The organism is Chloracidobacterium validum, from assembly GCF_018304825.1.
GTDB lineage: Bacteria > Acidobacteriota > Blastocatellia > Chloracidobacteriales > Chloracidobacteriaceae > Chloracidobacterium > Chloracidobacterium validum.
In genome coordinates, this window is record NZ_CP072648.1 from 973,465 (window position 1) to 997,569 (window position 24,105).

Here is a 24,105-nt window from a genome sequence, read left to right on the forward strand (position 1 = left end):
CCGAACGGGGTTGTGCTGGCTTGGCAAAATCCACACTTGACACTGTGTCAAGGCACGACGCATCATCGGCGGCTTGACACCCAGGAGGTGCCACTTGACGGTTGCCATTCACGTCGAACGTCTCAGCAAAACCTTCAAGCGCTACCAGCCGCGGCGGTATCGGACGCTCAAAGAGTCACTCATCAACGGAGAAATGTTCGAGCGGCGACTATCGGAACGAATTGAAGCCGTCAGGGATGTATCGTTTTCCGTGACGGCCGGTGAGACATTTGGCATCGTCGGGCGCAATGGCGCCGGAAAAAGCACCCTGCTCAAGCTGCTCTGCGGCATTCTCAAGCCGACGAGTGGCCGGATTGCCGTCAACGGGCGCATTGCCGCGCTGCTCAGTCTTGGCGTCGGCTTTCACGAGCAAATGTCCGGTCGGGAAAATGTTTTTCTCAACGGACTCGTGCTTGGACTCACACCGCGTGAGGTTCGGGCGCGCTTTGATGACATCGTGACCTTCGCCGAGCTGGAAGACTTCATTGACGCCCCAGTGTGGACGTACTCGACCGGGATGCGCATGCGACTGGCTTTTTCGGTCGCCGTCAATGTGGACCCTGACATTCTCATCATTGACGAAGTTTTGGCGGTGGGAGACGCTGCCTTCATGGAAAAGTGCCTGGGGCGAATGCGTGAGTTCAAAGCAAAAGGCAAGACCATGTTGCTCGTCACGCACGAGACGGCGGCGCTGACGGAATGGTGCCGACGCGCGCTATGGCTCGATTATGGGCAAGTGCGCGCGCTTGGCGACCCAGCCGAAGTGGTTCAAGCTTATCTCAACGAGTTTTCCGAGGCCGTTTCGGTTGCGGCTATGAATGCCGTTGCATGAAACCCGTTGCGTTTTGCACCATTGCCGCCAAGAACTACTTTGCCTGCATTCAAACGCTGGCCGATTCAATTCGTGACCACCACCCGCAAGTGGATGTCATGGCGCTTGTGGTGGACCGTGACGAGCTACCGCCACTGACACCGATCGAAAAGCCGCTCCAACTTCACGGCCCGCTGGATTTTCTATCCGAAGACCGGTTTCGCTCGATGGCCTTCAAATATGATGTCACCGAGTTTTGCACGGCGGTCAAACCCTTCTATCTTGAATACTTATTCAAGCAGGGCTACCAAAAGGTAATCTACCTCGACCCAGACATTTTGGTCTTGCGCCCGCTTGATATTGTTCTTGCCGCGCTTGACCAGTCCGCCATTGTACTGACACCACACTTGGTCGAGCCGCTGCCGCTTGATGACAAGTTTCCAACTGAAGTCACCATCATGCAGGCCGGGGCCTACAACTTGGGGTTCATCGGTCTGGCGGCCGGCGCGGAAACCGAGCGCCTGCTGGCGTGGTGGTCACAGCGTCTAGAGGACTTATGCTTCAGTGACTTCAGCAAGGGGTTGTTCGTTGACCAGAAATGGATTGACCTTGTGCCGGGACTGTTTGATGGCGTTCAAGTTCTGCGTCACCCGGGTCTCAACGTTGCCTACTGGAACTTGCGGGAGCGAGACATCACCGAGCAGCAGGGCGAGTTCTTTGCCAAGGGTGAGCCAATTCTGTTCTTTCACTTTAGCGGTTACAACCCGTCGCGCCCGACCATCATTTCGCGCTACCTCTCCCGCTACACGCTTGATGACTACCCAGTGGCGGCGCCAATTTTTGACAAGTACACCAAGCTTTTGGCGCAAAATGGTCATGCCATTTACCGAAAGATTCCCTACGGATTTGACACCTTCGACAATGGTTTTCCCATCGAGCCGACTATGCGCCGGCAATATGCCGACGCGCTGAGACAAGGGCGGCACTTTGGCAATCCGTTTGTCGTGGGTGGGCGACGCTCGTTTTTCCGCGAGATCACCGGCGTTGAGGCGGTTGAGTTGCCCATGGGGGTCAATATCGCCGGGTACTTTCGGGCCGAGCTAGGGCTTGGCGAAGCCGCGCGCGGATACGTCCATGTCATTCGGAAGCTGGGCTACGCGACCAGCCTGTATGATTTCTCCGACACCGTGTCCAGTCGAAAGCTGGACACGACCTTTGGTGAGTTTTCCAATGAAAACCCCTTTGGCGTGAACCTCGTATGCGTCAATGCCGATCAGTTCGATGTCTTTACGAGCCGGGTGACCGAAGCTTTTTTTCAGGATCGCTACAACATCGGCCTCTGGGCTTGGGAGTTGCCGGATTTTCCATCTGAATGGTCTCCCTGCGCCAGGTGGTGCGATGAAATTTGGACGGCCAGCCACTTCATCCGGTCCAGTCTGGAGAAAGCTATCCAGACGCCTGTTTACACCATTCCCCATGTGGTCGAAATTGGACCGATCAAGCCGTTGAGCAAAGCGCACTTTGGACTACGCGAGCAAGACTTTTGCTTTCTGTTTTCATTTGATTTCAACAGCACCCTCGAGCGGAAAAATCCCTTGGCGGCGGTGGCCGCTTTCAAGCGGGCATTTCGTCCCGATGAACCGGTGTGCTTGGTGCTCAAGTGCGTCAATGAACATCTCCACCCAGAGAGCTTTGCGCGGCTCGAAGCGGCGGCGCGTGGGGCGAACATCCGCATTCTCAATGGCTACCTCTCGCGTGAGGAAAAGCATGCGCTGACGCAAGCCTGCGATGCCTATGTGTCGCTGCATCGCTCGGAAGGCTTTGGGCTGACGATTGCCGAGGCGATGTACTTCGGCAAGCCGGTCATTGCTACGGGGTGGTCGGGGAACATGGACTTCATGACGCCGGCCAACAGTTATGCGGTGGAAGCGCGTCCGACGGTCATTCGTGAAACGGTTCATGTGTACCGCGCCGGCAACGTCTGGGCCGAGCCGAATGTCGAACATGCCGCCCGCCTCATGCGTGACGTCTATGATCACCCGGAGGCTGCGCGCGCGCGCGGCGAGCAGGCCGCGCGTGACATCCGCGAACACAACTCCATTGCCGCCGTCGGCCGCATTATCGAGTCACGCTTGCGGGATATTGAGCAGCGCCGCCGTACGCAGGTCATCAGCCGCACTCTGGCCGCTCGAGCGGCAACAGCGGCTATGACGGCGTCGCCAGCTCCCTTGCCCGTAGATGCGGTGCCGGCGACGCAAAACGGTCATCATCCAACGTCGAGCTGGCAGCTCGCCCTGCGCTCGAAGCTCGATGTGGCTCGCCAGGCGCTGCCGCTGCCCGGCGAAGCCTACATGGACGATTCCCAGGTTGGGACGCTGGGGCGTATCTCGAAGCGTTTTCTGGCCCGCCTGTTTCGGTTCTACATTTTCCATCAAAACAAGGTAAATCAGCATCTCCAGGCGCGGGTGGCCGAGCTGACCGAGGATATCCATCGGCTGAACGAAACTTTGGCTGAGTTGCGGGCTCCGGTGCTGCCGCCTGAAAAGCACCGCTAGGCAGTCGTGTTCATCTTGGAAAGCCGTGAAATCGCTGCTCGACTATTACCGCCGTCATCCGCACCGGATTCGGCAAGTGATGCAAACGGCGGGCAGGCTCTGGCGCACGGAAGGCGTGAGTGGCATCTGGCGTCATGTGCGAACCCGCATCGCTGAAGAAAGCGGCGCGGCGCCACCGCGTTGTCCCTACGCCCGGTGGGTTGCGCGCTATGACCGACTGACGCCCACCGACCGGCAGCGTATCCAGGAGCGCCTCGGCAAGCTTTCATCTCACCCGCGATTTTCCATCATCATGCCGGTGTGCGACCCGGAGGTGCGCTGGCTGCGCGCGGCGCTCGATTCAGTCCGGCGGCAGTTGTACCCACACTGGCAACTCTGCCTGGCCGACGATGCTTCAACCAATCCCGAAGTACGCCGCTGTCTGACGGAAGCAACGCAAGCTGACCCCAGAATCGTTGCAGTGTATCGTCAGGCGCGCGGCCACATAGCTGCCGCGTCAAACAGCGCCCTCGAACTGGCGACCGGTGACTTCATCACGTTCCTTGATCACGACGACCTGCTGGCCGAGCACGCGCTGGCCTGCGTTGCCGTGGCGCTCGATGTGCACCCCGCAACCGATGTGTTGTACACCGATGAGGACCAGTTTGACGCACGCGGTCGCCGCTTTGCTCCCCATTTCAAGCCACGATGGAGCTTGGAGTTTCTGCGTTCCTGTCACTATCTGGCGCACCTGACCGTCTATCGGGCCGCGACGGTGCGCGCGGTCGGCGGCTTTCGTCCGGGATTTGACGGCGCGCAGGATTATGACCTGTGTCTGCGCGTCATCGAGCAAATCGAACCCGAACGAATTCGGCATCTACCCCATGTGCTTTATCACTGGCGCGTCACGGCCAGCTCAACCGCCGGAAGCGCGGCTGCCAAACCCTATGCCACCGTGGCCGGGCAGCGAGCGCTGGCTGACCACCTGAAACGGGTTGCGCCGGAGGCCGAGGTGACCTCGATCAATCCGGGACGTTACCGCGTTCGTTATCCGCTGCCATCGCCGCTACCGCGTGTCAGTGTCTTGATGGGAACCCGCGATCAAGCGCGTTTGACGCAAGTCGCTCTGCACGGCGTTTTGGCGGCCACGGACTATCCCAACCTGGAAGTCGTTCTGGTGGATAATGGCAGTCGTGAAGCCGAGACGCTTCGTCTGTTTGACGCGCTCCGCACCGACGCGCGGGTGCGCGTCATTGCTTATGACGCGCCGTTTAACTTTTCCGCCATCAACAATCTGGCCGCGTCCGAAGCGACCGGAAGCGTTTTCGTTTTGCTGAACAACGATGTGCAGGTCATGCGCCCCGACTGGCTAACGGAGCTTATTCGTCTTGCCATGCGCCCGGATGTTGGCGTGGTTGGGGCAAGGCTTTTGTATCCAGATGACACCATCCAGCATGCGGGTGTGGTGCTGGGGATTCGGGGCGTTGCCGGACACGTTCATCAACGCACGCCACGTCTGGCCCGGAGTGTCCCTTCCAATGTTCAACTGATCTGGAATGAGGTTGTCCGGGAAGTCTCGGCCGTTACTGGCGCGTGTCTGGCACTTCGGCGGGAAGTCTTTGAAGCCGTGGGCGGACTCGACGCCGAAAACCTGCCTGTCGCCTTCAATGATGTGGATTTGTGCCTGCGCGTGCGCGAACGCGGCTACCGAGTTTTGTTTACGCCCTACGTTGAGTTGTATCATCTGGAATCAGCTTCTCGCGGTTCGGACCACCGGCCGGAACGCCAGGCAGCTTTTCGGAAGGAATGCGACTACATGCGCGCGCGGTGGGGTGAACTGCTTGGCGACGACCCATACTACAACCCCAACCTGACGCTCGACCGTTTGGATGCTTCGCCGGCACCGCCGAGGCGTCCGTACTTTTTTCGGGAGTAAATCTCATGCTGCTGTCTGCCGTGATCTTTGACTATGGCAGGGTACTTTGCCTACCTCAGCCGCCGGAGACGGTAGCGGCCCTGGTAACGCGGCTGGGCATCTCGGAAGATTGTTTCAGACAAGCTTACGCGCAGTTCCGGGAAGCCTATGACCGCGGCACGCTGGATGACGTTGCTTACTGGCAGGCCGTGGCCCGGCACTGCGGCCGGTCGGTGGACGCCGAAACCGCATACCACCTGGCCGATTTGGATGCGCGTGGCTGGTCGCATCCAAATCGGCCACTCGTGGACTGGGCCGCGCGGGTGAGAGCGGCAGGCTTCAAAACCGCGATCCTGTCGAACATGCAGCGGAGTCTCCGTCAGCGGTTGCACAACCTGTGCCCGTGGTTGCCGCCGGTTGACGCGGCTGTTTTTTCAAGTGACGTCGGGATGGTCAAACCTGAATCAGGCATCTATGACCGAGTGCTGGAAGCGCTGGGCGTGCGGCCGGAGCAAGCCCTGTTCATTGATGACGTTGAAGCAAATACAGCGGCGGCGCGACAGTTGGGGATGGTTGCTTTGCGCTTTACCGAGCTGCGAGAGCTGGCGCGGTCAATTGCTGCTTTCCCCAAACTGCCACAGCTCGACGTTTCTTAACCAACATGCGTGACCAACCTGATCTCGTTGACGAAGCTTCCGGTGTAGCGTGGCGCAACTGGCTGCACCGGAGCCTATTGCTGCTGGTGCTTGGATTGTTCGCTGCCGCGACGTGGCGTAAGTCGGGTGATCCCATTGTGGACTTCGGCTGTGAGCTGTACGTGCCGTGGCAGATTACCCAGGGGAAGCACCTGTATCGGGATATGGGATGGTTGGGTGGGCCACTGGCGCAGTATGCCAATGCCTTGGCTTTTGCCTTGTTTGGCGTTTCCCTGACCACGTTGATTTGGGTCAACCTCGTGCTCCTGGCACTGCTGACCGAACTCATCCGCAGCTACTTTGCGCGCTGCGTATCGCCGGCGGCCGGACTGGTCGCCGGGCTGTTGTTTCTCACGCTCTTCGGCTTTGGGCAGTACGCGCCGCTAGCAAATTACAACTACATTGCGCCATATCGGCACGAACCGATTCGGGGGATACTGCTGTCCATCGGCGCTTTGCACGGCGCTACACAAGCCTTGGCAGCGTGGACTGACCGACCCGACCGCGCCAACTGGTGGGCTGGACTGAGCGGACTGCTGTTCGGTGGCATCCTGCTGACCAAGCTTGAAATGGTCGTGGCGACCGGGGGGGCGCTGGCGGCCGGGTTCGTCATCGGGATCCGTCGTGCGCGCATCCAGCCGCCTGCCAAACGCAAAGACGCCTGGACGTTAGCACTATGGTTCATGCTGGGCGCGATGGCGTTGCCGGTTGGGTTTGTCGCCTACCTTTCGTTGCACATGCCAATGACCACCGCTTTGCGGGGGACGCTTGGCAATCTTGTCACGATTCTATCCACCAACCCGACGCAGCAAACATTTTACCGCCACGTGCTCGGCCTCGATGCCTGGGAGCAGCACGTCAACCACATCGCAACCGGCTGTGGCGTCGTTGGCGCGGCTGTGCTCGGTATCCTGGTTGCTGAACGCTGGATACCCCGTCGGTGGCACAGCGCACTTGGGCTGGGTGGGGCGCTCGTGATGGGGTGGCTATGCTACCAAGTCGTGCCCTGGGACTGGTTTGCCAATCCTTTCCCGGTATTGTTGGCGCTGACGGCAGCGGGTTTGGGTTACGCCTCGATGGTAGCGGAGCGCGAGTCCAAACATCGGCAATGGCTGTCGTTGTTGATGTGGAATGTGCTGGCATTGGGGCTGCTTGGGCGCTTGGGGCTGGCGGTGCGGCTCGGTCACTACGGCTTTGCGCTGGCGATGCCGGCCTTTTTGTTGCTGGCCGTCCTGGCACTTTTTGTCTTCCCTGACGTGATTCGCCGGCAGCATGCCGGAACCGGACAACTTATGAGCGGTGTAGCGACGGGTTTTCTGATAGCGTGCACCGTGGTGCACCTCCAAGTTGCCTTTCGCTATCACGAGAAAAAAACACAGGTCGTTGGGGCCGCGGGCGACTACCTGATGACCTATGCCGCACCGTGGTCGCCGGTGGGGCTGGCGCTATCCGAAGCCATCACGGAACTCAGCCACGAGCTGCCACCGCGCGCGACACTGCTCGTGATGCCGGAGGGCATCACGCTCAATTACTGGCTCCGCCGTGAGAACCCGACCACCTTTCTCGCGTTTGACCCGTACTACTTGACCGCCCGCGGAGGAGAGCCAGCGGTCATTGCCGAGCTGGAACGCCGTCCGCCAGATTTTATTGCCCTGACGCGGCGTGATATGCGCGAATACGGCGTCGGTTGGTTTGGCGAGGATCCAAACTATGGAAGGGACATCATGGTCTGGGTTTCACAGCGGTATGAAGTCGCCCGAATCTTTGGCGAATGGGAAGAGTTTGGCGTCGTCTTACTGAGACGGCGGGATGCAAGCCGGGGCTTGTAGAAGCAAAAACGCTTTGGTTGAACAATTGGAATCACAACATGACAGACCACCCTCGCTATGACGCCCTTCCGCCGGAACTTTTGGCAGCTCTGTTTCAAGACTTTGAGCTTCCGCTCCTGCTCATTGATTACGACACCCGGCGCGTCATCGCCGTCAACAACGCTTTTGTCCTGGTATCTGGTTACACGGCCGATCAGGTGGTCGGGCAAGAAACCAAGCAGTTTTCAATTTTTCCTTCCGACGACGAACGCGAACAAGTTTACACGCAGCTCAGTGCGCAAGGGCGCACTGCCATAACCCTGCTTGTTCGTCGTCCACGCGGTGACGTTGGCGAGATCTCCCTGCGCTTGACGCTGCTTGAAGTTGGCGGGCATCGCTACATCACCGCTCAGGTCGATGGCGTGACGGGGGTGGCCCCTGAGTCAAGGTCACAGATCGAACAATTGCGCGATGTTCTCGCCGTTGTTCCTGGCGTGATTTACCAGTACACCTTTGATGTGTCAGGTAAAGGGCGTTTTACCTACATCGGTGGAAGAAGTGATGAGTTGTTCGGTCTGTCGGCGGAAGTCATTGCCACCGATGAGCGCACTTTCTGGCGGCAAGTGCCATACGAACATCGCCTAAGGATAAGAGATACGTTTGCCCCGGTATTTGAAAGCCAGCGTCCCTGGGGTGAGGAATGTCCTTTTCGGCACGCGATCACTGGGGAGGAACGATGGCTACAAATCGTCGCCTTTCCCAGAGCTGCGCCGGATGGAGGAACGATTTGGACCGGCTTCTGCTCTGACATCACCGAAATCCACCGCCTACGGACTTCTCAGATGGAAGCGCAGGACTTGCTAGAAAAAGAACGGCTGCGAAAGAGCAAACTGGAGTCGCTCGGCACGTTGGCCGGTGGCATTGCGCATGACTTCAACAACTTGTTGGCGGTTTTGACCGGAAACATTGGCCTCATCAAGCACGAGTTATCACTCAGCCCGGCAAATCAACGCCGATTTGACGCCATCGAGCAGGCGACCGAGCGGGCAAAGTTGTTGGCCAAGCAGCTTGTGACCTTTGCCAAAGGTGGCGATCCAATTTTGGAAAGCGTTTCACCGGAGGTGTTTGTCATCGAGCCAATGCGCTACATCCTGGAAGGGCGGGGCGTGCAACTCCACTCTGAGCTGGCAAGTCCACTGTGGCTCGTGCGTGCCGATAAGGGACAACTGATGCAGGTTTTCCAGAACTTGGCCACAAATGCTGCCGATGCCATGCCACAGGGGGGGAGTGTGAGCGTGACACTCCAGAACTGCGCGCTCGGCGATCAGGAAGTGCCGGGCTTGGTGGCAGGCAGGTACGTTCGGATCAGTGTCACGGATACCGGCGTTGGGATTGCGCCAGAGCATGTGGCGCGGATTTTTGATCCCTATTTCACGACAAAATCCGGTGGGCATGGCCTGGGGCTATCCATCGGTTACTCGGTCGTCACGAAGCATGGCGGGCAAATTATTGTGAACTCGAAGGTCGGGGTTGGGACACGCTTTGATGTGTATCTACCGGCCAAACCGACAGCCGAAATTACCCTTGAAGCCTCACTACTGACGGAAGACGCTGCCGCCAAATTTCTCCAGCGCCGATTGCTGGTGATGGACGACGACGAGTTGATTCGAGACCTGCTCGGCGCGATGCTCGAGGCCTTTGGCTATGGGGTGGTCGTATCGCGCCATGGCGAGGAAGCCATCGAACGTTACCGGACGGCCCTGGAGAGCGGCCATCCATTTCTTGGCGTGATTCTCGACTTGCGGATTGCCAACGGCCTTGGCGGCCAGGAAACGCTGGAACGTCTGCGGCAGCTCAACCCAAATGTGACGGCGATTGTGTGCAGCGGCTACCACGATGACGGGGTCATGGCGAACTACCGTGAGCACGGGTTTGCTGCCAAGCTACCGAAGCCATTTGATGTAAAAGAGCTGGGACGGCTGCTCGAGCGGCTCTTTGGTTCGAGCGATGAGTGAGCAGGGGCGGATGAGTTTACGGGCGTGTCATATTCCCTTGACCAGTTGGGGGCGTTTTCCGGTCGCCACGGCGGAAGTGTTGCGCCCGGCTCGGCAGTCCGATTTGACGTGGCTGGTGGGTGAGCGAGTCTATCCATCGTTGATCGGGCGTGGCTACGGACGGAGCTACGGCGACGCGGCGCTCAACAGTCAGGGTGGCGTCGTGGAACAAACCTACCTGGACTGCATGCTGGCCTTTGACGAGACCACTGGCGTGCTGGTCGGTGAGGCGGGTTTGCGCCTCAAAGACATCCTCGAAGTCTTTGTCCCGCGCGGCTGGTTTTTGCCGGTAACACCTGGAACCAAATACATTAGCCTGGGGGGGGCGCTCGCCTGCGACATTCACGGGAAAAATCACCATGGCGATGGTTCGTTTTCCGGCCACGTTGAGTGGTTTGAGCTGCTCGCTGCCGACGGAAGTGTGCGCCGCTGTTCCCGGACAGAAAACCCCGACCTGTTCTGGGCGACGGCCGGCGGCATGGGGTTGACCGGACTGATCCTGACCGTAGCCCTGAAACTCCGTCGGATAGAGACCGCCTACATTGCCGTGGATTACGTTCGCACACGGGATTTGGACGAAACGCTGGAACGCTGCGAGGCCGAAGACGACCGTTATCGCTACGCCGTTTGCTGGATTGATTGCCTGGCAACGGGAAGAGCTTTGGGGCGGAGCGTGCTGATGCGCGGTGACCACCTCGCCAAAGCCGACTTGCCGGCGCACCGGCGCGCCCAGCCGTTGACTATCCCACGCAAACTTGAAGTAGCCGTGCCGTTTTCCTTTCCCAATGGCGTCATCAATCCGCTGACCGTCAAAGCCTTCAATACGGTGTTTTATCACAAGCATCCAAGGGCGAAGTCCGGCGTGGTCGTGGATTTTGATTCGTACTTCTACCCATTGGACGCCGTGTTGGAATGGAATCGGGTCTATGGTCGGCGTGGCTTCATTCAGTATCAGCCGGTGATTCCGCTCGAAACAAGCCGGGCCACGTTGATCAAGCTGCTCGAAGCGTTGAGCCAGGCCAAGATTGCTTCGTTCCTGGCCGTCCTCAAGCGCTTTGGCCCGCAGGAGGGGCTGCTTTCCTTTCCCATGCCGGGCTACACCCTGGCGCTGGACATCCCAGTGACGGATGCCCGGATGTTTGCTGTTCTGGATACGCTCGATGAGATTGTCGTCAACGCCGGTGGTCGGGTGTACCTGGGCAAGGATGCCCGGCTGAAACCACAACACTTGGCGGCGATGTATCCGCAGCTCCCGGTGTGGCAGCGAATCAAGCAAACGATAGACCCGGAAAATCTCTTTGCGTCCGACCTGTCCCGCCGGGTGGGCTTGACGCCGGTGGCGCGCCCCTGATGGTTCACCCGTCACGGCTTGTCTGGTCGGAACGGTCGGGCTTTTCCGGCGACGGCTTCGGCGTAAGCGCCATCCCGCACGTCACCTATGGCGATGGCGCGCTCGTAAGCCGCGATGGCTTCCGGTCGCCGGTCGGCCAAGTCGTAGAGCTTGCCGATGGCGACGTGGGCGCGGGACGCCAGCCATCGCTCGTCGGCTTGCGCTAACTTGGCCGCGCGTTCGTAAAGTTCGACGGCTAGCTCAAACCGTTCCTGGAGCGCCGCCAGCTTGTCGCTTTCGTCGGCGTCGGCATCCAGTTCGATGGCGCTGGGTTGCTTGGCCGTGAGTTCGGCGAGACCAAATGCCGCGCGAGCGTTGGTCGGTTCCTCCCGAACCAGCATTTCAAGCAACTGCCGCGCTTCGGCATACTTTTTGGCGCGCAGCAGGTCGTCGGCCTGCTCGATGCGTGACCGCCCGGCGGCCACTGGAGCCGCGCGCGCCCGCCGCCGCTCGACCCGCGCGCGTAGGTCGGCGAGTTCGGTTGGTCGGCGCCGTTCGCGGTCAGTATCAAAACTTGTCACCATGCGCGGCAGCCATTCCAGAATGTCCACGCCGGTTTCATCCAGCGCGGCAAGCTGCTCGAAAAAATGGAGCGCCAGCACGCCACCCCGTTCCCAGACGCCAAGCAGTTCAATCCGGGCTTCCTCGTCGGCCAGGATGAGTGCTGCCCGTGCATCATCCGCGCCGGCGCGGGCCGCGGCGCGCGCTTCCTGGAGGCTCAGGCGCGCTTCGATGGCTCGCCCAAGCGATTCCCGGACGATTTCAAAGACATTGTTCTTGAGTGCCGGATCGGCATTGGGCGCACTCCCGGCCAACTTCACGATGGCCGCCCGCCGGTCGGCAATGAGTTTGGCGGAACGCGCAATGACCGGCTCCAGAATGAAGCGCATCAGCGCCCGCCGCAGGGGGCGATTGGGCGCTTCCCGTGGGGCGCTGACGACCAGGAAAAATTCATCTCCGGGCCGCCGGTACGTGCGGCGGTCAGACCCGTCTAAAAAATCATTGCGTGTCACGACCCGTCCGACCGGGCCAAGCAGGTCCGGCAGGATGAACAGCCGGCGCGTCCGCTCACGCATTTCGCCGGCCGGGAGGCTGGCACTGGTGAGCGTGTCGAGGTCAGCGAGCGGCGGCGCGTCACGGGCCGTCACGATGGGCTGGGTGTGCAAAAACGTCAGCAGCCGAAACAGTTCTTCCTGAGCGACTTGCTGAAGAAGCTCCGCAAATGCCGCATAGTTCGCCGCATATTTGGGGAACACCGACTTGACCGGCGAGCGTGCCGCAAATTCAGCAATCAACGGAGCCAGTCCGGCCAGTGGGCGGACATCCGGGGGCAGGCTCTCCGACGGTGGCAGTGTAAACTCTGGCAACGGGCGCGCGATGAGCGCCAGGGCGACCGCGCTGCCCAGCAAGGTCGAGCGCGTCCGCTCGGCTTCTGGGAGCTGCTTCCAGAAAGCGCGTAGCTTTTCGGTGACTTCCGGCGGTGTCGCCTGAAGGTCGCGGAGCAGTTCCGCCCGGACTTCATTCGGCGGCGCGCCCGGCGTTTCGGCATCGAACCCGGCAAGATTGAGGGCCGCCAGCGTTACGAACAGTCGCTCATCCGTGCCAACGAAGACGTTGTTTGTGGTGGATTGGGGCGACGTTTGCCCAAAGGCTTGCCCAATGAACAGGCTCAACACCAGGCAGCCCAGGAGAAACCACGGTAGTCGTCCCCGGCGCGTCCAGGGAAAGCTCCAAAATAAGCGAGGCATGGGGTCGTCAGTGATTGGTGGATCGAGGATGAAAACAGAATGTGAAAAGGCAGCGGGGAGACGGTTCACGTGAGCCGGCTCGCGTCTGGTTTATACACTCGGCGCATCCAGTCGGCTGTGATGCGCAAGCCTTCCTCCAGGCTGTAGGTATTGCGGTGATCGAGGTCACGAACGGCCTTACTCGTATCCACCAGCTTGGTTTTCGTCGTCAACGGCTCGGATTCGGCATAGCGCACAAGCGTTGGTGACGCGCCGGTGACCTTGAGGACCGCGTCTGAAAGTTCTTCGATTGTGTGCAGTTGGTCCCCGCCGATGTTGTAGGTTTCGCCTGGCTTGAAGTTCTCTACGATGTTGGCGACCGTCCGAACGGTATCGGCAAGGAACGTGGATGTTCGCGCATGCCCCCGATAGACCGTCCAGGGCAGCCCGTGCAGCGCACAGTAGAGAAACCGGCAATTGACGGAACGATAGGGACTGTAGTACTCGCCCGGGCCATAGGTGTTGAAGAGGCGCACCACGACGCATTCAACCCCCCGCTGCGCCGCGGCGTTGCGAATCTGCATCTCGTTGACCCACTTTGAGATGGCGTAGTCATTGAGTTGCTTGATTTCAACGTCGTCCGTGATGTGTTCGACCATCAGGTGCGGATAGTCGCCGTAGATTTCTGACGACGAAAAGTGAACGAGCCGGAATCGCTGGCTTTCCTGGAGTCGCAGCAGGTGTTTGGTTCCGATGACGTTCGTGCGCCAAAGCGTTTCGTAGAAATCCTCGCCATTCCAGCGCCCAAACTCCGCCGCGCAGTGAAACACATAGTCGAACCGGCCAAAGTGGTCGAAGAGGCGGGCGAGCTGGCGGAACTCGCCAACATCACAGCGGGCGTAGCGTGGCTCGCGTAAGTCGCCGTGAAGCCCAAAGGCCGCTTCATCTGGCTGGTGAGCCAGGTCGCAGGCGATGACCTCGTGATGCCGCTCACGAAGTTCACGGACAAGCCCGGCGCCAACCACGCCAAGCCCGCCCGTGACAAGAATGCGCGCCATGAATCTATGGAAACTCAGGATGGAGGTAACGTGTGACTGCGCGGCGAAAAACTCGCCGCCGCCCTACGTTTCAAGGTGAGAAGCGGACGTTGAGCCACCGGCCTAGGCAAAGCTGGCGACGGCATCGGCCTCATTGTCGAACGTGTCGAACACCGTGAGCAGCTTCGTAATCATCAATAAATCCTGAATCTTTTTCGTCAAGTTGAGCAACTTGAGCTGCCCTTGCTGATTCTTGACCGTCGTGTAGCTGTGAACCAGTTCGCCAATGCCGGAACTGTCAACGTAGCTGACATCACCCAAGTTGAGCAGAATGTTTTTATTGCCGTTTTCAAGAAGTGACTTGACAGCGTTGCGAAGTTGGACGCTGCCCTCGCCAATCGTGATTTTGCCACTGAGGTCAAGGACGGCAACATCACCAACATTGCGATGGGAAATGGTAAGTGACATACGAACGCGGGACTCCTTCACTGAAAATATCGGCCGGTGAACCGATAGGATATGGCTTGCCTTCTGCCGCCAGCTTATGAACGACGGCGCATAACCTGCGTCACACGTCCAGTTGGGTCAGAAACCCAAGCCCCGACGACCGACCGCGCGAAAGGTCCGGTCCGAAGCTGTGGCTTGCCCTGCGATGGGACGACTTGAGCGCCTAACTACCACCATTATGGAAACCACCGTTGCGCGTTGGACGGTGCTTGACCATACGAACTTCAAGTCCGCCTTGCTGATGGGTCGAGAACTCAACGTCATCCATAAACGTTCGCATATAGAAGATACCACGTCCGTTCGGGTTGAGCAGGTTCTCTGGGTCGCGGGGGTCGGCCACATGACTGGCGTCAAAGCCATTGCCCCGGTCACGAATGACGACAATGAGCTTTTCATCCGTCAACTGGAAGCGGACCTGAACCGGTTTGGAAACATCGAGCTGATTCCCATGCTTGATGGCATTGACAATCGACTCCCGAACGGCCAGTCCAACCCAGTCAACATTTTCTGTTTCAAATCCGGCAAGCTGGGTGAGTTGGTCGGCGACCGCCCCAACCATTTCGACAAACCGATAATGACTCGCGATAGTAATTTCGACGACCGTGTCGGTCTTGTCCAGAATATCGGGGTGTGTTACTTCCACCGTTGTTGCCCGTCCGCGTGATGACTGATTTTGGCCCAACACCGTGCAACCAGTGAACTCATCCATAACTGGCCAAGCTAGATAGCACGCGGTGAAAACAAGCGTCAAGGCAACGACTGGCATGGCGGGGGCGTGATTCGTGCTATAGTCTAAGTTGGTTGTGACGCGCAGGCGCCGTTGAGTCCTCGCTGCCAGTGGTGGTCGGTGGACTGCGTCCCGGCTCGCGGCCGCTTTTTGTCGCCAGGCCGCAAAACAGATATGATTCCGTGAGTTTTCTGGGGGAAATTACGAAGTGAATACGAAACGATGGCTGGCGGCGCTGGGCGGCGCGGTCTTGGCAGGTGGCGTTGCTTGGCAATATCTCAAGCGCCCACGGGACGTCCGCTGGATTGATTGCGTGGGCGAACTCCCGCACCCAGACGCAAGTCGCTTCCTGGTTGTGGATGGCGTGCGCTTGCACTACCAGGAGTTTGGCGCATCCGACGCGCCCGCGCTGGTGTTGCTGCATGGCTACTGCTCATCCACCTACACGTGGAAGGATGTCGCCGAGCCATTGGCGGCGGCCGGCTATCGCGTCATCGCGCCCGACCTCAAGGGATTCGGGTTTTCGGAAAAACCTGCCGACCGGCGCTATCACGTCCAGGATCACGCCCAGCTTGTGGTTGGTTTGCTTGACCGGCTAGGGATCGAGACCGCCACGTTCGTTGGCAATTCTTTCGGCTGCGCGGTCTCGCTGGCCTGCGCGTTGATGTGGTCGTCGCGCGTGGCGGGACTGGTTTTGCTGGATGCGGCGTACAACGACGCTCCGCTACAGCAGTATCCCTTCAGCCTCTATGCGCAAATTGCCCGAACTTGGTTGGTGGGCGAAGCGACAGTGCCACTTCTGATGGCAACCCGCCAGACATCCGAAACCCTCCTGCGCGGTTTCTTTCATGACCAACAGGTGGTGACGCCTGACCGAATCACGGCTTACTTCCGTGCCTTGCGGACGGTCGAAGGTCAGCGGGCGGCCATGACGACCGCCCGCCAGTGGGACTTGAACTGGATTGAGCAAGAGCTAGACAGCATTACCGTGCCCACGTTGATTGTGTGGGGAGAGTATGATCGGGCCATTCCGGTGACGCTTGGCGTGCGTTTGCGCGCGCGCCTCCCCCATGCCGAGTTTGTTGTGATTCCAGACTGTGGTCATATCCCGGCGGAAGAGCGTCCGGCGGAAACCACAGCGCTGATCCTAGATTTTTGTCGTCGCCAGTCCCCGCGACCGGTGGCGGCTTTGGCCGGTCCGGCGGTCGCGTCGTCGGCGTCATCCGCGGTGATCAACCTGGCGATGTCGGCGTCTGCGACGCCCGCCCCATCGCTTCATTCCACGACTGCTACCACCGTTGACCCGGCTGATGAATCGCCTGCGACGTAGCCGCCGGCCAGAGCCTCGGTCAGCTCGCGCGCCGCAAGTTTTTACTGAAGTGTTTACCTGGCGTGGGTGGTTGCTTGGTTTGTGGTTTACCCTTGTCTGGCTTGTTTGAGGTTGGCAATTCATCAAGCCGGTCAGGTAGGGCGGTACATCGGAGAGAGGGCATGGCTATTCGACAGCAAGACTGGAGCCTCCAACGCAAGGGTGTCATTGACCAGGAGCGTCACAAGGAGCGCGTCAAGGACGCCATCCGCAAAAATCTTGGTTCGATTGTCTCGAATGAGTCGATCATCCTGTCGGACGGCAGCAAAACGGTCAAAGTGCCAATCCGTTCGCTGGACGAGTACAAGTTTCGGTTTGACCGCCACAAGCAAAAGCATGTCGCCCAGGGGGATGGCAACTCGAAGGTCGGAGATGTCGTGGCCCGGGAAGGACAGCCGGGGAACGGTCCGGGCAAAGGCGGGTCGGGGCCGGCCGGGAGCGATCCCGGTCAGGACTACTACGAAGCCGAGGTCAACATTGACGACATCGCGGCACTGATCTTCGAGGACCTCCAGTTGCCTTTCCTCGAGGAGCGCGCCAACAAGGCCATGCCCGCGCGGACCACGCGCTTTACCGAAATCCGCCGAACCGGTCCCTTTTCCAACCTCGACAAACGGCGCTCGATCATTGAAAACCTCAAGCGAAACGCTGTCGAAAAGGGACGCGCCCAAGTCGGCGGCTTCAAAAAGGAAGACTTGCGTTTCAAGAGCTGGGAAGAAGACATCCGTTTCGAGTCGAATGCCGTTGTGTTGGCGTTGATGGATGTCTCTGGCTCGATGGGCGAGTTCAAGAAGTACATCGCGCGGAGTTTCTACTTTTGGATGGTGCGTTTTCTGCGCACCAAGTACGACAACGTCGAAATCGTTTTCATCAGTCACCACACCGAGGCCAAGGAAGTCACCGAGGAGCAGTTCTTCACCCAGGGGGAATCCGGCGGCACGGTCGTGTCGAGTGCCTACAAGCTGGCGCTCGACATCATCGAGAAGCGCTATCCCCCGAACGACTGGAATGTGTATCCGTTTCACTTCTCAGACGGCGACAACTATTACAGCGACAACGAGGAGGCCGTTCGGTTGGCCGATAAGCTGATTGCGACCTGCAACCTCTTTGGCTATGGCGAGATTGGTGACGAAGGGGCGTCAAGCTATCGCCGCTCATCAGGCGCGCTGCTTTCGATTTTCAAGGAACACCTCAAGCAACAGCATCGCTTCATTGGCGTGCGGATTGACAGCAAGGAAGATGTTTATCCCGCGCTCAAAGAGTTTTTCGGCACGCGCGGTATCAAGGTTTAGTTCAGCCAAGGAAGTTTCCTGGTCTATGCTTGCCCAGTCTGAGTCTGCCCTGCGATCGTCCGGTGGCTTGGGCGCACCGGGTGACGCAAGCGTTCCTATCCGACGTATGGAGACGAGAAGAGCAACCCCGTGAAATGTCCATATTGTGGCAACCTTGAAGACAAGGTCGTGGACTCGCGTGAAAGCCGTGAGGGGGATGTCATCCGCCGTCGGCGTGAGTGTCTCAAGTGTGAGCGGCGCTTCACGTCGTATGAGCGGATTGACGAGATTCCCTACATGGTCATCAAGAAAGACGGTCGGCGTGAGCCGTTTGATCGGCAGAAGGTGTTGGCCGGGCTGGCACGCGCCTGCGAGAAGCGTCCCGTGTCAACGGCCAAGCTCGAAGCCCTGGTGAGCGCGGTGGAGAAGTACGTTCAGGAGTCCCGCGACCGTGAGCGTTCGACCCAGAAAATTGGTGAACTCATCATGCGCCGCCTCAAGGACCTCGATAAAGTCGCCTATGTGCGTTTTGCCTCGGTGTATCTGGAGTTCAAGGATGTAACCGAGTTTATGTCCGAGCTGAAGTCGCTGGTGAAGGGGAGTCCGGCGGCAGTGCGCCGAAGGCGTGACGTGGATGGCGTCTCGACCTAGGCAATCGGGGCCCTCCAGCGGCGACTTGGACGACTCAAGGCCGCCGGCCGCACGCGATGGCGACGTGGTTCGCGCGATGGCGGCGTGGTTGATGACTCGCTCGCTTGCATCTGACGCAGGGCTGATATAGCGTTTTCGCCTTGGAACGCTACTCGGTAAACAAACGGTAAAACGGCATCCGAGTCAGTACACGCTTCATCATCAAGAGAGCTTGAGCTGGAAAGCCTGACGATGGCTGACTGGAGCAGACGTACGAGGGGGTTGGGCGTATGAGTTACTTTGACTTACCACCGATCATCGAGCGCATGCTGGCGGTTGATGAAAAAATTAGCGACTTGAACTTTTCCGTTGGGCGGCCGCCGCAGGTCGAGCTGAATGGGAAGTTGGTTCCGGTGGACATCAAGGGCCTGCGCAATCTGACGCCCTACCAGACGGAAATCATTGCCATGGCGCTCTTGGCGGGCAACAGCGATGCCGCCGAAAAGTTGGTGCAAACCGGCTCGGTGGACTTGTCGTATAGCTTGCCCTCACGAACGCGCTTCCGCGTCAACATCTTCTCGCAGCGCGGCACCTACTCCATCGTCATGCGCGTCATCCCAACCGAGGTGCCGACGATTGAGTCGCTGGGTCTGCCGCCGCAGCTAGGAGAAATCTCGCACCTCAAGAACGGGATTGTGCTACTGACCGGCCCAACCGGGAGCGGGAAATCATCCACGCTGGCCGCCATTTTGCGGAAGATCAACGAGGAAAAGTTCTACCACATCGTCACGATTGAGGACCCGATCGAGTTTCTCCATACGCACAAAAACTGCACTATCAACCAGCGCGAACTGGGTAGCGACACGCCAAGCTTTGCGCTGGCCCTGCGCGCCGCGCTGCGTCAGGCCCCGAAGGTCATTCTCGTGGGTGAGATGCGCGACCTGGAGACAACTGAAATCGCACTCGAGGCCGCCGAGACGGGTCACTTGGTGTTTTCAACGCTGCACACCACAGACGCCTCGAAGACGGTGGATCGCATCATCGGTATCTTTCCCAAGAACGAAGAGCACGTCATTCGGGTACGGCTGGCGCAGGCCTTCCGCTACATCATCACGCAGCGTCTGATTCCACGCGCGGATGGCAAGGGGCGGATTGCCGCAGTCGAGATTCTCAAGTCCACGCCCCGCACCCGCGAATACATCGAAAAAGGCGAGAGTGAAGGCAAGTCACTTCTGGATGCAATGGAAGATGGTTCGCTCGACGGCATGCAGCACTTCGATCAAGTCATTGAGCGGATGATTCGCCAGGGCATCATTACTCAGGAAGACGGTGTGGCATTTGCCACCAATCAAAACAACTTGCTGTTGCGGTTGTCTGGGCTTGGTTCCTCGAGCGACTTTGCGGGCGCCGGCGGCAGTGAAATCCAGCGCATACAAAAGGAGCAACAGGGGATACGCAACCCAACGCTGGGTGGCATGCGTCCGGTCGCCCCGCCAGTGCGCACCACAACTGAGACACCACGTCCGTCAATGCTTGACATCATTGAGCGGTGATGGTGTTGGGCGTTGACCAGCGCCCTTTGGCTGTCTGATTTACGTTTTGATGGCGTTATGCAAGTTGTTTGCACGCAATGCCGGGCCAAGTTCGAGATTCAGGAAAAAAACCTGCCGGACAAGCCGTTTTCAGTCAACTGCCCGAAGTGCCGCTTCGGGATGACCGTCAAACCTCCACCAAAAGCCGCACCCACGATCCGCGGCGCGCCGAAGTCCATGCAAGTCAATCAGGATGCCTTGACGCAACTCGTGGCCCTGCTCTCCGGCCAGACAACCCGCAATGCCGATGGCTCGACCGGTTCGCTGGCAAGCTGGCAACGTCGCCAGACCTTGCTGTGCCTGACTGATCAAGCTCAAATACAGCAGGTGCTCGAAAAGCTCGACCACAATGCCTATGCCCCATCCGTCTGCGAAGAAGCTGCCAAAGCGATTGAGCTGATGCGCGATTCGCAGATTGACTTGGTGTTACTCGACCCGCAGTTTGATAGCGCCAACCAGGGGGGCATTGCCGTTCTGCGCCATGTCAACTCGCTGCCGCCCAAGTATCGGCGACGCACTTACTTGGTGCTCATCTCGCCTCAGGTCAAGACGCTCGATACCTACATGGCATTTCTGAACGGCGTCAATCTCACGGTCAACGCGGCTGATGTTGAAACCATCAATCTGATACTGGAGCGGAGCATCCGCGATTTCAATGAACTGTATCGTTGTTACAACACTGCCGCTGGACTGAACCCCTTCTAACAACTGGCGTCGAGTCTGCGCCGCCAGTCCAATCACAGGTGGTAAGTGGCTGTGTCGGGAGGATGATTGCCCAAGCTAGCTTGGTTGAGCTGCTTGTTGAGACCCTTTGAGAGGTTGAAGTCGCTGTGTCGTGGTCGAGATCGTTTGTGGTGACGTTGGTTGTTGTCGGATGCTTGCTGGTTGCCGGCCCCAAGGGATGGGCGGCGACGCTTGCGCCGAGCGCGCTTCGATTCCGCGACCTCAATGGCGTGCAGGTCAATGGCCGGGAAGTGGTGTATCCCCAGCGGGCGCAGCAGCTCAACGGCAAGCAGGTCGAAATCAATGGCTTCATGGTGCCGCTTGGCATCAGCGATGGCAAAATCCGACGCTTCATTTTGATCGAAGTGCCGTTGGCGTGCTGTTTTGGTGATGGCCCAGGCATCGAGCAAATGATTTTCGTCACACTCGCGCCGGGGCAGGAACTCAGCGCAGCCAGTGACTATCCGGTAGCCGTGACCGGAACCCTTCAGGTTGGCGTCCAGCGCCGCGAGAGTGGCGCGGTTGAAAGCCTGTACCGGATTGTCAACGCGCGCGCGCGCAAGCTGGTCTGACATTGGTGGTGCGGCTGGTCAAACAAGCCAGGGTTGACGCTGGTTGCCTTTACGCCACCGGGCTGCCGGGTGCGCCCTGGTTCCCCACCCGCACGCTTCCGGGAGAACTCGTAGCGTGCCGCTGATGTGCCGAACAAGGTTGTCCCATCAGCAAAGAAGCGCGCTTGATAGCTAGCCGGCTTTGCTTACTGGTATCGGCGCGCCATGCTGCAAAAGTGATGCCTGAATGGCTTCGAGCGTACGGACGACTGCCAAGCCACTTTTTCCGTCCGAGACGGTGATGTGTCCCCGGCGCAGGCCGTCGAGGAAGTAACGGGCCTGGGCCTTGAGCGGTTCTTCGAGTTGAATCCGGGGAATCGCAATGTCACCCTCGCGGGCGAGGAGTTGGAACTGCCCGTAGTCTTCGTAATACGGTTCACGCACAACGCCTTTGTCGTAGATACAGATGGGGCCGACCGTCGCCAGGTCATCCCAGACGAGCATCTTCTTGTCGCCGACAACCGTAATTTCGCGGACCTTGCGTGGGTTGAGCCACGACACATGAACGTGCGCCAGCAGGTCATTTGGATAGCGCAGCGTAATGAAGGCGAGGTCTTCCACGCCGGGCTGTAGGTAGGCCGCGCCAGAGGCGGATACTTCCAGCGGCGTTGCGCCCGTCAGGAAGTCGAAAATCGCAATGTCATGCGATGCCAAATCATAGACCGCGTTGACATCCTTGCGAATCGGCCCAAGGTTGGTGCGGGTTGAAACCAGGGTGTAAATCCGTCCCAGGTCGCCAAATTGCAGGTATTCCTTGAGCTTGAGAATGCCGCGATTGAACAGGAACACCTGCCCTACCATCAGCAAGCGTCCCCGCTCGGCGGCGAGGGCGACGAGTTCCTCGCCTTCTTCAGACGTTCGGCAGAGCGGCTTTTCAACGAGAACGTGCTTATCGGCCAGCAACGCATCGCGGACGATGGCATGATGCGTACTCGTCGGCGTCGAAATGACAACCGCGTGCGCTTCTGTTTCCGCCAGCATGCGGCGGTAATCTTCAAACAGCGCCAGGCTCGGATAAGCCTTGCCCACCCGTTCCAAGTTAGGGCGACTCACATCGGCTGCTGCGATAACCCTGGCCTCCGGGAACGAAGAAAACGTGCGAATATGGTTTGGTCCCCAGTGACCGCATCCAATAATGGCAATGTCAACCGTAGCCTGGCCCATGCGTGTGTTTGCACTTTCCAAAACTTTCAGCCCAAGAGCAAGTAAACCGGGGCCGCTCACATGGTCGCCCGCTTCTGCTCCAGGTTGCGTTGCGTGCTGTGGCAGTATCGTCGTTGTCCGGTAACTGCGTCAACCACTAGGCCATAGCCAGTCGCTGGCGCGGAAAGAGCGACGGAAAGAGCCATGGAGCGTGGGAGCCGTTGACGCGCTGCGCCGGGCGTAACTGCCAACTGACCAAGCTGGTTGGCGGGTCGTGGTGTCTCCATCACGAGCGCGAACGACTGTGCCGCCTCGGACTTTTTTCGACGCGCTCTAAACCAGAAAGGGCGCGTAGTTGAAGGCATAGCGCAGGTTGGCTTCCCGGGTGCCGATGGGCCGCGCCGGAACGCCTCCGACAATCGTGTAGGGCGCGACATCTTGCGTCACGACGGCCCCGGCCGCCACCACGGCCCCTTCGCCCACCGTCACGCCCGGCATGATGATGGCGCGGTAGGCAATCCAGACCCGGTCGCCGATGACGATGTCGCCGCCCTGATCGGCAAAATCCGGCGATTGGGGATCGTGCCCCAGGGTGAGCAGCGTGGCTTCGGGCCCAATCGAGACATCGCTGCCGGTGCGAATCGCGTAGCGCCGACCGTCAAACAGACAGCCGAAGTTGATTGAGTTGCGCGGACCTAGAAAGACCTTCCGTCCGTTGAGAAACCGGCACCCCATCTGTACCCAGGTGCGGTCGCCACACGCGCCCAGGTAGGCGCGCAGGTAAGCGCGGCGGATGTGGTGCGAGGGCACATGCGTGAGCCAGTGGTTATAGACGTAGCTGAGCAGGCTTCCGGCAAGCACACGTGGGGTCATCGTCCGGCCTCACCCAGGGTTCGCTCAATCACGTCACACAGAACGTGTCCGATGAAGATGTGCATTTCTTGAATGCGCGGCGTGGCGTCGGACGGGACACACAGGCACAGGTCACACAGCGGCAACAACGCACCGCCGGTGCGGCCGGTCAGTCCCAGAACGGTCATCTGTCGGTCGCGGGCAACTTCAGCCGCGCGGATGACGTTCGGACTCTGTCCACTGGTTGAAATTGCCAGCAGAAGGTCGCCGGGCCGACCCAGCGCCGCCAGTTGGCGGGCAAAGACTTCCGTATAGCCAAGGTCGTTGGCAATGGCCGTAAGGGCCGAGGTGTCGGTGGTCAGGGCCAGGGCCGGGAAGGGGCGTCGGTCGCGCTCGAAGCGTCCGACGAGTTCCGCCGCAATGTGCTGGGCATCGGCCGCCGAACCGCCATTGCCACAGAGCAACAGGCGGCCGTCCCGCCGGATGGTTTCAACCATCCGGGCTGCCAAATCGGCAACGGTCGGCAGCAAGGGCATCAGCGCGGTCACGACCGCGGCATGATCGCGCAGTGCCGCTTCGGCTACTGTCAGGGCATCGTTTACCGGAAGCAAGTCAGAAGATTGGGACGACATAGCTGAAAACCAGGGTCCGGCGCTCTGCCGCGCTCACT

20 protein-coding genes are annotated in these 24,105 nt (G+C 59.4%); 13 read left to right on the forward strand and 7 right to left on the reverse strand.

The window, feature by feature from the left end:
• Window positions 1-94: 94 nt before the first annotated feature.
• From J8C06_RS04095 to J8C06_RS04125, 7 genes are read left to right on the forward strand one after another with little or no spacing between them, the layout of a single operon-like run.
• Window positions 95-871, forward strand: a complete 777-nt coding sequence (locus J8C06_RS04095; RefSeq protein WP_211429514.1) for an ABC transporter ATP-binding protein — start codon at window positions 95-97, stop codon at window positions 869-871.
• A complete protein-coding gene (locus J8C06_RS04100) occupies window positions 868-3,405 on the forward strand; it encodes a glycosyltransferase family 4 protein (protein WP_211429515.1) in 2,538 nt (845 codons plus the stop codon). Before J8C06_RS04095 ends, J8C06_RS04100 begins: the two co-directional genes overlap by 4 nt.
• A 25-nt stretch (window positions 3,406-3,430) precedes the next feature.
• The gene (locus J8C06_RS04105) at window positions 3,431-5,320 is read left to right on the forward strand and encodes a glycosyltransferase family 2 protein (RefSeq protein ID WP_211429516.1); all 1,890 of its coding nucleotides are present in this window, start codon (window positions 3,431-3,433) and stop codon (window positions 5,318-5,320) included.
• A gap of 5 nt (window positions 5,321-5,325) precedes the next feature.
• On the forward strand, window positions 5,326-5,955 hold the full coding sequence (locus tag J8C06_RS04110; protein ID WP_211429517.1) for an HAD family hydrolase: 630 nt from the start codon (window positions 5,326-5,328) through the stop codon (window positions 5,953-5,955).
• 5 nt (window positions 5,956-5,960) lie between these two features.
• Window positions 5,961-7,823, forward strand: a complete 1,863-nt coding sequence (locus J8C06_RS04115; RefSeq protein ID WP_211429518.1) for a glycosyltransferase family protein — start codon at window positions 5,961-5,963, stop codon at window positions 7,821-7,823.
• Window positions 7,824-7,861: 38 nt separating this feature from the next.
• Entirely contained in the window at window positions 7,862-9,817 is a 1,956-nt protein-coding gene (locus J8C06_RS04120; protein ID WP_211429519.1) for a hybrid sensor histidine kinase/response regulator, read from the forward strand.
• A gap of 10 nt (window positions 9,818-9,827) precedes the next feature.
• Complete coding sequence (locus tag J8C06_RS04125; protein WP_211429520.1) at window positions 9,828-11,207, forward strand: FAD-binding protein; 1,380 nt, start codon at window positions 9,828-9,830, stop codon at window positions 11,205-11,207.
• A gap of 11 nt (window positions 11,208-11,218) precedes the next feature.
• Here the strand turns inward: J8C06_RS04125 and J8C06_RS04130 are convergent, their stop codons facing one another.
• The 4 genes from J8C06_RS04130 to J8C06_RS04145 form a co-directional block, all read right to left on the reverse strand.
• Window positions 11,219-12,994, reverse strand: coding sequence for a tetratricopeptide repeat protein (locus J8C06_RS04130; protein ID WP_211429521.1), 1,776 nt, complete (start codon window positions 12,992-12,994; stop codon window positions 11,219-11,221).
• A gap of 65 nt (window positions 12,995-13,059) precedes the next feature.
• Window positions 13,060-14,031, reverse strand: a complete 972-nt coding sequence (locus J8C06_RS04135) for an NAD-dependent epimerase/dehydratase family protein (RefSeq protein ID WP_211429522.1) — start codon at window positions 14,029-14,031, stop codon at window positions 13,060-13,062.
• A gap of 102 nt (window positions 14,032-14,133) precedes the next feature.
• Complete coding sequence (locus tag J8C06_RS04140) at window positions 14,134-14,478, reverse strand: STAS domain-containing protein (RefSeq protein WP_211429523.1); 345 nt, start codon at window positions 14,476-14,478, stop codon at window positions 14,134-14,136.
• A 202-nt stretch (window positions 14,479-14,680) separates the two neighbouring features.
• Window positions 14,681-15,226 carry an ATP-binding protein gene (locus J8C06_RS04145; RefSeq protein WP_211429524.1) on the reverse strand — a complete coding sequence of 182 codons (546 nt, stop codon included), beginning with the start codon at window positions 15,224-15,226 and terminating at the stop codon, window positions 14,681-14,683.
• 226 nt (window positions 15,227-15,452) lie between these two features.
• On the opposite strand from J8C06_RS04145, the gene J8C06_RS04150 reads away from it, so the two are divergent.
• The 6 genes from J8C06_RS04150 (at window position 15,453) to J8C06_RS04175 (ending at window position 21,401) form a co-directional block, all read left to right on the forward strand.
• Window positions 15,453-16,574: an alpha/beta fold hydrolase gene (locus J8C06_RS04150; RefSeq protein ID WP_211429525.1), complete on the forward strand. Its 1,122-nt coding sequence runs from the start codon at window positions 15,453-15,455 to the stop codon at window positions 16,572-16,574.
• 161 nt (window positions 16,575-16,735) lie between these two features.
• Window positions 16,736-17,905, forward strand: coding sequence for a sporulation protein YhbH (gene yhbH, locus J8C06_RS04155; protein ID WP_211429526.1), 1,170 nt, complete (start codon window positions 16,736-16,738; stop codon window positions 17,903-17,905).
• Window positions 17,906-18,034: 129 nt separating this feature from the next.
• Complete coding sequence (gene nrdR / locus J8C06_RS04160) at window positions 18,035-18,535, forward strand: transcriptional regulator NrdR (protein ID WP_211429527.1); 501 nt, start codon at window positions 18,035-18,037, stop codon at window positions 18,533-18,535.
• 269 nt (window positions 18,536-18,804) lie between these two features.
• Window positions 18,805-20,067, forward strand: coding sequence for a type IV pilus twitching motility protein PilT (locus J8C06_RS04165; RefSeq protein WP_211429528.1), 1,263 nt, complete (start codon window positions 18,805-18,807; stop codon window positions 20,065-20,067).
• A gap of 57 nt (window positions 20,068-20,124) precedes the next feature.
• A complete protein-coding gene (locus J8C06_RS04170; RefSeq protein ID WP_211429529.1) occupies window positions 20,125-20,811 on the forward strand; it encodes a zinc-ribbon domain-containing protein in 687 nt (228 codons plus the stop codon).
• A gap of 125 nt (window positions 20,812-20,936) precedes the next feature.
• The gene (locus J8C06_RS04175) at window positions 20,937-21,401 is read left to right on the forward strand and encodes a DUF3299 domain-containing protein (protein ID WP_211429530.1); all 465 of its coding nucleotides are present in this window, start codon (window positions 20,937-20,939) and stop codon (window positions 21,399-21,401) included.
• A 171-nt stretch (window positions 21,402-21,572) separates the two neighbouring features.
• Here J8C06_RS04175 and J8C06_RS04180 read toward each other — a convergent pair whose 3' ends face one another.
• The 3 genes from J8C06_RS04180 to J8C06_RS04190 all read right to left on the reverse strand — a co-directional run bounded on the left by J8C06_RS04180 (window position 21,573) and on the right by J8C06_RS04190 (window position 24,067).
• Entirely contained in the window at window positions 21,573-22,604 is a 1,032-nt protein-coding gene (locus J8C06_RS04180) for a Gfo/Idh/MocA family protein (protein WP_211429531.1), read from the reverse strand.
• Window positions 22,605-22,916: 312 nt separating this feature from the next.
• Complete coding sequence (locus J8C06_RS04185; RefSeq protein ID WP_211429532.1) at window positions 22,917-23,456, reverse strand: acyltransferase; 540 nt, start codon at window positions 23,454-23,456, stop codon at window positions 22,917-22,919.
• On the reverse strand, window positions 23,453-24,067 hold the full coding sequence (locus J8C06_RS04190) for a D-sedoheptulose-7-phosphate isomerase (RefSeq protein WP_211429533.1): 615 nt from the start codon (window positions 24,065-24,067) through the stop codon (window positions 23,453-23,455). Before J8C06_RS04190 ends, J8C06_RS04185 begins: the two co-directional genes overlap by 4 nt.
• Between the last annotated feature and the right edge of the window lie 38 nt (window positions 24,068-24,105).

What these genes read in the sequence shown, in the direction of transcription:
- J8C06_RS04100 (WP_211429515.1), top strand. Translation starts at nt 868, where the DNA reads ATGAAACCCGTTGCGTTTTGCACCATTGCCGCCAAGAACTACTTTGCC.
- J8C06_RS04110 (WP_211429517.1), top strand. Translation starts at nt 5,326, where the DNA reads ATGCTGCTGTCTGCCGTGATCTTTGACTATGGCAGGGTACTTTGCCTA.
- J8C06_RS04115 (WP_211429518.1), top strand. Translation starts at nt 5,961, where the DNA reads ATGCGTGACCAACCTGATCTCGTTGACGAAGCTTCCGGTGTAGCGTGG.
- J8C06_RS04120 (WP_211429519.1), top strand. Translation starts at nt 7,862, where the DNA reads ATGACAGACCACCCTCGCTATGACGCCCTTCCGCCGGAACTTTTGGCA.
- J8C06_RS04125 (WP_211429520.1), top strand. Translation starts at nt 9,828, where the DNA reads ATGAGTTTACGGGCGTGTCATATTCCCTTGACCAGTTGGGGGCGTTTT.
- J8C06_RS04130 (WP_211429521.1), bottom strand. Translation starts at nt 12,994, where the DNA reads ATGCCTCGCTTATTTTGGAGCTTTCCCTGGACGCGCCGGGGACGACTA.
- J8C06_RS04135 (WP_211429522.1), bottom strand. Translation starts at nt 14,031, where the DNA reads ATGGCGCGCATTCTTGTCACGGGCGGGCTTGGCGTGGTTGGCGCCGGG.
- J8C06_RS04140 (WP_211429523.1), bottom strand. Translation starts at nt 14,478, where the DNA reads ATGTCACTTACCATTTCCCATCGCAATGTTGGTGATGTTGCCGTCCTT.
- J8C06_RS04145 (WP_211429524.1), bottom strand. Translation starts at nt 15,226, where the DNA reads ATGGATGAGTTCACTGGTTGCACGGTGTTGGGCCAAAATCAGTCATCA.
- yhbH (WP_211429526.1), top strand. Translation starts at nt 16,736, where the DNA reads ATGGCTATTCGACAGCAAGACTGGAGCCTCCAACGCAAGGGTGTCATT.
- J8C06_RS04165 (WP_211429528.1), top strand. Translation starts at nt 18,805, where the DNA reads ATGAGTTACTTTGACTTACCACCGATCATCGAGCGCATGCTGGCGGTT.
- J8C06_RS04170 (WP_211429529.1), top strand. Translation starts at nt 20,125, where the DNA reads ATGCAAGTTGTTTGCACGCAATGCCGGGCCAAGTTCGAGATTCAGGAA.
- J8C06_RS04180 (WP_211429531.1), bottom strand. Translation starts at nt 22,604, where the DNA reads ATGGGCCAGGCTACGGTTGACATTGCCATTATTGGATGCGGTCACTGG.
- J8C06_RS04185 (WP_211429532.1), bottom strand. Translation starts at nt 23,456, where the DNA reads ATGACCCCACGTGTGCTTGCCGGAAGCCTGCTCAGCTACGTCTATAAC.
- J8C06_RS04190 (WP_211429533.1), bottom strand. Translation starts at nt 24,067, where the DNA reads ATGTCGTCCCAATCTTCTGACTTGCTTCCGGTAAACGATGCCCTGACA.